The organism is Curtobacterium flaccumfaciens (genome assembly GCF_051548005.1).
Taxonomy (GTDB): Bacteria; Actinomycetota; Actinomycetes; order Actinomycetales; family Microbacteriaceae; genus Curtobacterium.
Genome location: NZ_JBPUGH010000250.1, coordinates 1 through 2,113, shown reverse-complemented (window position 1 = coordinate 2,113; position 2,113 = coordinate 1). Strand labels below are relative to the sequence as shown.

Here is a 2,113-nt window from a genome sequence, read left to right as displayed (position 1 = left end):
GCGCACTGGCGTCTGCCGCCGACCTGCACGACGCCGGCCGCCGCGACCGACTCCAGCGCGGCTACCGTCCCGTCCTCGCGTGGGCCATGCGGCGCCCGTGGGTCGTCATCGTGCTCGCGGTCTTCGTGCTCGGCGGTACCCTCGCGGCCGTCCCGTTCGTGAAGACGAACTACCTCGGTGACTCCGGCCAGAACACCTTCACGGTGACGCAGGACCTCGAGCCCGGCACGAGCCTCGACGACCAGTCCGACGCGGCCGCGAAGGTCGAGCGGGTCCTCCGCGACGTCAAGGGCGTCGAGACCGTGCAGACCACCATCGGGTCGAGCGGGCAGTCGATCCAGGCGGCGTTCGGCGGCGGGGCCTCCGCGTCCGTCCAGTACAACGTCACGACCGACGCGGCCGCCGACCAACCGACCATCCAGACGACCGCCCGCGACCGCATCGAGAAGATCGACGGCGTCGGTCAGGTGTCGCTGTCCTCTGCCGGGGGCGGCTTCGGCGGCTCGAGCGACATCGAGGTCGACGTCACCGCGCCGACCCAGGCCGAGCTCCGGACCGCGGCCGACACCGTGCTGCGGAAGATGCGCGGCGTCGACGGCACGACCGAGGCGACGAGCAACCTCTCGGCCGCCGAGCCCTACCTGGCCGTCAAGGTCGACCGGCAGGAGGCCGCCGAGCGCGGCCTGACCGAGCAGCAGGTCGGCGGGCTCGTCGCCGCTGCCGTCTCACCGCGCGACACCGGCAGCGTCGAGATCGACGACGCCACGCTCGACGTGTACATCGCCGACCCGAACCCGCCGGAGACGATCGCCGCGCTGAAGAAGCTCTCGATCCCGACGTCGACCGGCGAAGTGCCGCTGTCGGACCTCGCGACGGTCGAGCAGTCCGAGGGGCCGACCACGATCACCACGGCGAACGCGGTGCGCACTGCGACGATCACCGTCACCCCGGACGCGACGAACCTCGGCGCCGCGGTGCAGAACGTCACCGCGGCCGTCGATGCGCTGCAGCTGCCGAAGGGTGCCTCGGCGTCGATCGGCGGTGTGGCCTCGAGCCAGTCGTCGGCGTTCAGCCAGCTGTTCCTCGCGATCCTCGTCGCGATCCTGATCGTCTACGTGATCATGGTCGCCACGTTCCGGAGCCTGCTGCAGCCCCTGCTGCTCCTCATGTCGGTGCCGTTCGCCGCGACCGGGGCGCTCCTGCTGCAGATCATCACCGGCATCCCGCTCGGGGTCGCGTCGATCATCGGCCTGCTCATGCTCGTCGGCATCGTCGTCACGAACGCGATCGTGCTCGTCGACCTCGTCAACCAGTACCGCAGGAGAGGGCTCCGTGTGGCCGAGGCCCTGGTCGAGGGCGCGACGAGACGACTCCGGCCGATCCTGATGACCGCGCTCGCGACGATCTTCGCGCTCGTGCCGATGGCGCTCGGGCTCACCGGCAAGTCCGGCTTCATCTCGCAGCCGCTCGCCCTCGTCGTGATCGGCGGCCTGGTGTCGTCGACGCTGCTGACCCTCGTGGTGCTGCCGTCGCTCTACTTCGTGGTCGAGCGGGCGCGGGAGCGTCGGGCGGACCGTCGGGAGGCCGGGATCACTCGTGCGGAGGCACGCCTGCAGCGGCACGAGGCACGGAGAGGTGACGAGCAGGAGGCGGCACGGACCGACTGACGATCACCGGGAGCCTGCGGCCGCGGCACGTGACGCGCGCGGCGGGCACGAGCGTCAGCGCTCGGACGCCTCGACGGCGCGGAACCAGTTGACGAGCACGACGACCAGGGTCGTGACGAACACGATCGCGGCGACCTGCGCCAGCACCTGCATGTGCCCGGTCGCCGCGGCGTACCCACCGAACGCGACCGTCGCGCAGAACGACAGCCCGAGGAGCAGCTCCACCACGGACCGCAGGGCGGAGGCGTGCTGCCAGGTGGTCGGGGCGGTCGCGGGGCGCGTCGTGGTGTCGGTCACCCCGGAAGTCTGCGCGTGTGCGGCGTTGAGCAGCAGTCCCGACTCCGGGTGCCACCCGGGCAGGGGACGTGGCATCGACACCGCTGCGCAGAGCCGTGTCCAGTCCTGTGCGTGGCCGATCCGGTGCGCGGAAGCCGGGTTCGCTGCAC

At 71.6% G+C, this 2,113-nt stretch carries 2 protein-coding genes; one reads left to right on the top strand and one right to left on the bottom strand.

Annotated elements, in window-relative coordinates:
* Positions 1 to 1,667 (top strand): efflux RND transporter permease subunit (locus tag ACSW7Y_RS17050; protein ID WP_438127411.1); only part of this gene is annotated, 1,667 nt, incomplete at its 5' end.
* A gap of 54 nt (positions 1,668 to 1,721) precedes the next feature.
* On the opposite strand, the gene ACSW7Y_RS17045 is transcribed toward ACSW7Y_RS17050, so the two are convergent.
* On the bottom strand, positions 1,722 to 2,113 hold a 392-nt coding region (locus ACSW7Y_RS17045; protein WP_438127410.1), incomplete at its 5' end, for a hypothetical protein.